Source organism: Kitasatospora sp. NPDC024654 (assembly GCF_055559155.1).
The window spans coordinates 21,591-28,355 of record NZ_JBVHLF010000086.1 but is presented as its reverse complement, the minus strand read 5'-3'; the positions used below and the strand labels follow the sequence as shown (position 1 = coordinate 28,355).

The window sequence follows — 6,765 nt, the reverse complement described above, 5'->3', positions numbered from 1 at the left end:
CTGATCAACCTCGGCCTCACCCACACCGGCCGCACCTGGACCCTCGCTCCCGCCGCCGCATAACGGTGGAGGGGCACCCCCACCCGGGACACCCCTCCACCAACAAGATCTTCAGGAGACTTCTAGGAGGTGGGGGCCGTCCGCCTGAGGCCGCCAGGCTCGGCGCCCCGAGTGGCCTCGACTCCCGTTAGGTGATGACGTTCCGTGAGGAGAAGCCAGCCTGACCCACGAGGTGCTGGTTACCAGCTACAAGATGCTCTCGTCTGGTGACCACACTGATCTGATTTCGTGTACGGTCGCTGCGGTCGCCCTTCTCTATGGTGCTGAAGTGGCGCAGAGGTTCAGAGTGTCGTGTGCGCGGTCGCAGGCGAAGTGGGAGGGCCGGCGTTTTGGGCATGGAGCTGATCGGCGGACGGTTCCGGCTGATGGGGCCCATCGGCTCCGGCAACATGGGCGAGGTCCACAAGGCTCAGGATCTCAGTGCAACTGACGGATCGCCGGAACGCGTGGTCGCCGTCAAGACCATTCTCCGTCGCCGCTCCGGAGCCTCCATCGACACTGCTGCCGATGCCAAGGCGGTCGAACGCTTCGCCCGTGAAGTGCGTATCATGCGGCGCCTCGACCACCCCCACCTCACCCGGCTCGTCGACGGGGGCGTGGATCCGGCTCTGGGGCTGCCCTACCTGGCCATGGAGTACCTGGACGGCGAGACGCTGCGCAACCTGATCGAGGAGGAGCGTCAACTCCCCGTCGTCTGGGTTGCTGCGATCGGCGCTCAGATCGCCGACGGACTGTCCGCCGCTCATGCCGCCGGTATCGTCCACCGGGACCTCAAGCCCGCGAACGTGATGCTGACCAGGGGCGGCACCGTCAAGGTCCTGGACTTCGGCATGGGCCGGATCGTCGACGATCCCGGGGACGCCCGTCTCACCAGTACCGGCGTCGCGGTCGGCACCGCCCGTTACATGGCCCCCGAGCAGTGCAAGGCGGAGCAGGTCGCCCAGGCCGCCGACCTCTACGCGCTGGGCTGCCTGCTCTTCGAGATGCTCACCGGCGTCGCGCCGTTCGTGGGCGAGGCAGCCTACGAGTTGATGCGCAAGCACATCGAGGAGTCACCCACGCCGGTGGCCCTGATCCGGCAGGATGTCCCGGTCGAGCTGGCCCGCCTGATCGATCGTCTGCTCGCCAAAGACCCGGCCGGCCGTCCCGCCGACGCCGTCGCTGTCCGCGACGCCCTTCTTCCGCTGGTCGGCCAGGACGGGGACGACCGGCAGATCATCTCCTGGAGCGCCTTCGACCCGGTCCGTCCGCTGCGCACCCCGAAGGCCGCCGGCGTCGGGGCACCCGTCGACGACAGCAAGCCCAGCCGTCCTGCCACCAGCACGGGCATGGACGTCTTCGGTGTCCACCGCAGGCTGCTCGACGACTACCGGGACTTCACCGAGGGCGGCACCGTCATCCGCGACGATCGCATCGCCGCCTTCGTCGAGGACGATCTGAACGCCAAGTCGCAATGGCCCGACCCGTGGCTGTCGTTGAACCCCTTCTTCGCCGGCGGCGGCACCGTGCTGGAGCTCGTCGGCCAGGGAGTGCTGCACGAGGAGTGCGCACGCATCTTCCAGGCGAAGAAGACCGAGGGCGGCAGGGTCTGCGACGGCCGCCCGCTGACCCTCCACCAGCACCAGCGGGAGGCGGTCGAGGCGGCCCAGTCCGGTGCCTCGTACGTGCTGACCACCGGCACCGGCTCCGGTAAGTCGCTCTCCTACATCGTGCCGATCGTCGACCGGGTCCTGAAGGCCCGGCAGGCGGAGGGCCCGCGGTCACGGAGGCGGGTGCGGGCGATCATCGTCTACCCGATGAACGCCCTCGCCAACAGCCAGCTGCAGGAACTGGGGAAGTACCTGCGCGACGGCTATGGTGAGGGTCGCGAACCCGTCACCTTCGCCCGCTACACCGGCCAGGAGGACGACGCCCGCCGCAAGGAGATCCGCGACAACCCGCCGGACATCCTGCTCACCAACTACGTGATGCTGGAGCTGATGCTCACGCGGCCCGACGACCGTCGGAGCCTGATCACCATGGCCAAGGGCCTCGAGTACCTGGTCTTCGACGAACTGCACACCTACCGCGGCCGCCAGGGCGCGGACGTGGCCCTGCTCATCCGCCGGGTCCGCGAGGCATGCGAGGCCGCGGACGGACTCCAGTGCGTGGGTACCTCCGCGACCATGTCCACGGAGGGCACGCTGGAGGACCAGAAGAAGACCGTGGCGAACGTGGCCTCCACGCTCTTCGGCACCAGGGTCCAGCCCGAGCACGTCATCGGTGAGACCCTGGTCCGCGCCACCGGGGAGGCACCGACGACGGTTCCCGCCGAGCGCCTGAGGGCCCCGGCCGCGCCGCGTGGTTACGACGGCCTGGTGCGGGACCCGCTGGCCCGCTGGATCGAGACCCGCTTCGGCCTCGCCACCGACCAGGCCACCGGCCGGCTGGTCCGTCAGAAGCCGGCCAAGATCGAGGAGGCCGCCGAAGAGCTGGCCGAACAGAGCGGCGTGCCGGCCGGCGAGTGCGTCGCGGCGATCCAGGCCACCCTGGAGGCCGGCTCGCAGGCCCGCCACCCGGTCACCGAGCGCCCGCTCTTCGCCTTCCGGCTGCACCAGTTCCTCTCCAAGGGCGACACCGTCTACGTCACCCTGGAGGACAAGCTCTCCCGCCACCTGACCCGCGCCTACCAGCTGGAGCAGCCGGGCTCCGGCGGGAAGTTGCTGATGCCGCTGGCATTCTGCCGGGAGTGCGGCCAGGAGTACCTGACGGTCTGGCGCACCGAGAAGGACGGGCAGATCCGCTACGAGGCCCGTCGCGACACCTCGGCCACGGGCGGCCGGCAGGGCGACGGCTACCTCTACATCGACCACGACCGCCCCTGGCCGGCCAACCCCGAGGCCGCGATCGCGGACCGCCGCCTTCCCGAGTCCTGGCTGGAGATCGACGACCGCGGCCAGGAGGTCGTCCGCAAGTCGCACCGCGACCGGGTGCCGCACGCCGTCACCGTCGACCCGTACGGCACCGAGGGCTACGGCGAGCTCCAGGCGGCGTTCATCCCGTCCCCGTTCCTGTTCTGCCCGCACTGCGGGGTGGCCTACGAGCAGACCCGCGGAAAGGACTTCGCCAAGCTGGCCACCCTTGACCAGGAGGGGCGCTCCTCGGCGACCTCGCTGATCTCCGCCTCGGTGGTCCGCTCGCTGAAGTCGGTGCCGGCGGAGGCTCTGGACAAGGAGGCGCGCAAGCTCCTCACCTTCGTCGACAACCGCCAGGACGCCTCGCTCCAGGCCGGCCACTTCAACGACTTCGTCCAGATCACCCAACTGCGCGGCGCCCTCTACCGGGCGGCCCTGGACGCGGGCGAGGAGGGCGTCCGCCACGAGGAGCTGGCCGCCGCGGTCACCGGCGCCCTGGCGCTGGACCCGCTCGACTACACCGGTGTGGCCGACCAGGCGCCGTCCATCGTCCGCAACGCGGCCAAGACGCTGCGTGACGTCATCGCCTTCCGGCTCTACCTGGACCTGGAACGCGGCTGGCGGATCACCATGCCGAACCTGGAGCAGACGGGCCTGTTGGAGATCGACTACGAGGACCTCTCCTGGGTCGCCGGCCGCCAGGACCGCTGGGAGGGCACCCACCGGGCACTGCGCGACGCCGACCCGGTGCTGCGGGCGGAGATCACCAGGGCGCTGCTCGACGAGATGCGGCGCTCCCTCGCCATCGACGTCCAGTACTTCCGGGACGACTTCGACTCGCTCCAGCGTGCCAGCGAGGAGCGCCTCATCGACCCGTGGGTGCTGACGAAGACCGACAGCCCCAAGGTCGGTACCGCCTACCCGCAGTCCTCCGGGCGGGGGATGGACCGCTCCGGGCTGTTCCTCTCGGCGCGCGGCAAGTACGGCAAGTACCTGTGCCGCACGGACAGGGCCTTCCGCGAGCTTGACAAGGGCGATCTCCAGCTCGTCATCGAGGAGTTGCTCAAGGTCCTGGCCGGGGCGGGGCTGGTCAAGGAGGTCATCGAGGCGCCGCAGCGCGCCGGCCGCTACCGGCACTCCTCCGGGCCGGCCGTGACCGGCTACCGGGTTGCCGCCCAGTCCCTGATCTGGCGCGCCGGCAAGGGCGAACACGGCGCCCACGACCCGCTCACCCGCACCTACGCCAGCGGCGACGGCCCCCGGGTCAACACCTTCTTCCGCGACCTCTACCGGAACGCGGCCGGCGCGCTGGCCGGCCTGTTCGCCCGCGAGCACACCGCCCAGGTCGACCCGGACGAGCGGGAGAGGCGTGAGGAAGCGTTCCGCAAGGCCGAGTTGAAGCTGCTGTACTGCTCACCGACGATGGAGCTGGGCGTCGACATCTCCTCGCTCAACGCCGTCATGATGCGCAACGTGCCGCCGACGCCCGCCAACTACGCCCAGCGCTCCGGCCGCGCCGGCCGCAGCGGCCAGCCGGCACTGGTCACCACGTACTGCGCGACCGGCAACAGCCATGACCAGTACTACTTCCGCCGCTCCGAGCGCATGGTCGCCGGCGCCGTCGCGCCCCCGCGCCTCGACCTCGCCAATGAGGACCTGGTCCTCTCCCACGTCCAGGGCATCTGGCTGGCCGAGGCCGGGCTCAAGCTCGGCCGTGCCATCCCGGCCGTGCTCGACGTCTCCTACCCGGAGACCGGCGACCGTCCCGATCCCGCCCTGGACCTGCTTCCTGACATCCACGCCGCCTCACGGGACGTCCACGCCCAGGACCGGACCATCGCCGCCGCCTACCGGGTGCTGGGCCCGCTGGTGCCCGAGTTCGCCAACACCACCTGGTGGGACGAGCGGTGGATCGAGGACCGGGTGCGCACCGTGTCCGAGCGGTTCGACCGCGCCTTCGACCGCTGGCGCGACCTGTTCCGCGCCGCCCTCGACGACCAGTACGTGCAGAACAAGCGGGTCCTGGACCACAGCCTCACCGAGGGCGACCGCAGGCGTGCGGTGGGCCGCCGGCGGGAGGCCGAGACCCAGCTCAACCTGCTCAAGAACGAGAGCGCGGAGAACAAGTCGGTGCTCTCCGACTTCAACCCCTACCGCTACCTCGCCTCCGAGGGTTTCCTGCCCGGCTACTCCTTCCCGCGGCTGCCGCTCGCCGCCTACATCCCGATGGCCGGCCGCCGCCAGGGCGAGGGCGACTACCTCCAGCGCCCCCGCTTCCTCGCGATCCGGGAGTTCGGCCCCGGCGCGCTGATCTACCACGAGGGCGCCCGCTACCAGGTCACCCGCATCCAGCTGCCGCCGGACGCCTCCGGCGAGGTGACCACCAGCGAGGCCCGCCGCTGCGAGCACTGCGGCTACCACCACGACCCGCGCGACCGCGACGACCGCTGCCGGATGTGCGACGAGCCGCTGGGCGCCGCCACGCACGGCCTGCTCCAGCTGCACACCGTCTACACCCAGCGCCGCGAGCGGATCTCCTCCGACGAGGAGGAGCGGCGCAGGGCCGGGTTCAAGCTGGAGACCTCCTACGCCTTCCAGATCCACGGCACCCGCAAGGGCCGCCAGGACGCCACCGTCGCGGACACCGCCGGCCGGCTGGCCCAGCTGGCCTACGGCGACTCGGCGACCGTCCGGATCACCAACGTGGGCCGGCTGCGCGCCAAGAAGGACGACCCGGCCGGCTACTGGCTCGACCCGGGAGACGGCCGCTGGATGAACGACCGCGACGCCGCCGACGCCTCCGGCGACTCCGGCGAGCTGCCCGTGGTCGACGCCGACGGCAACGAGAAGCGCCGCAAGAAGCGGGTCATCCCCTACGTGCAGGACAGCCGCAACATCCTCGTCCTCACCCTCGCCGAGCCGCTGCCCGAGCCGATCGCGCTCTCCCTGATGTACGCGCTCGAGCGCGGCATCGAGGCCGCCTTCGAGCTGGAGGACTCCGAGCTCACCGGCGAACTCCTCCCACCGAACGACGGCCCGCGCGACCGCTTCCTGTTCATGGAGGCGGCCGAGGGCGGCGCGGGCGTGCTGCGCCGCCTCCAGTCCGAGCCGGACGCGCTCGCCAAGGCCGCCCGCCAGGCGCTGGCGATCTGCCACTTCGACGAGCAGGGCAACGACCTGGGTGGCCCGCACCAAGACCGGCCGTGCGAACGCGGCTGCTACGAATGCCTGCTGACCTACGGCAACCAGCTCAACCACGCCCTCATCGACCGGCGCACGGTCCGTGTGCTGCTGCTGCGGCTCGCCTCCGCGACGGCCGAGCGCGAGGCACGCGGCGAGTCCCGCTCGGAGCAGTTCCGCCGGCTGCTCGCCGCCCAGGACGAGCAGGAGGCTGCCGCGAGCGCGCAGCCTGCCGGAGCTCCGGCGGCCGAGCCGACGGACACGCCGCTGGAGCGTGATTTCGTCAGCTGGCTCAAGGAACGCGGGCTGCGGCTGCCTGACGCGGTGCGGACGCTGGTCACCGAGGCCAACGCGATGCCCGACTACGTCTACCGGATGTCCGGGGTCAAGCTCGCCGTCTTCGTCGACGATTCCGCCACCGAGCCGACCGCCCTGCGCGACGAGGACGCCCACGAGCGGCTGCTCGACGCGAACTGGGACGTCCTGCGCTTCCCGCAGGACGGCGACTGGGACGCCCTCGTGGCGCCGCACGCCCGCTACTTCGGCACCGCACACCCCACCGCCTGAGCAGGGACACCACGGGCCGGCCGATCTGACGGTCGCCGGCCCGACGAACGACTCCACGAGGACT

Annotated in this window: 1 protein-coding gene; it reads left to right on the top strand. The window is 71.0% G+C overall.

Annotated elements, in window-relative coordinates; genetic code table 11:
- Positions 1-395: 395 nt before the first annotated feature.
- Positions 396-6,701, top strand: coding sequence for a protein kinase domain-containing protein (locus tag ACZ38L_RS32350; protein WP_465700078.1), 6,306 nt, complete (start codon positions 396-398; stop codon positions 6,699-6,701).
- Positions 6,702-6,765 lie beyond the last annotated feature (64 nt).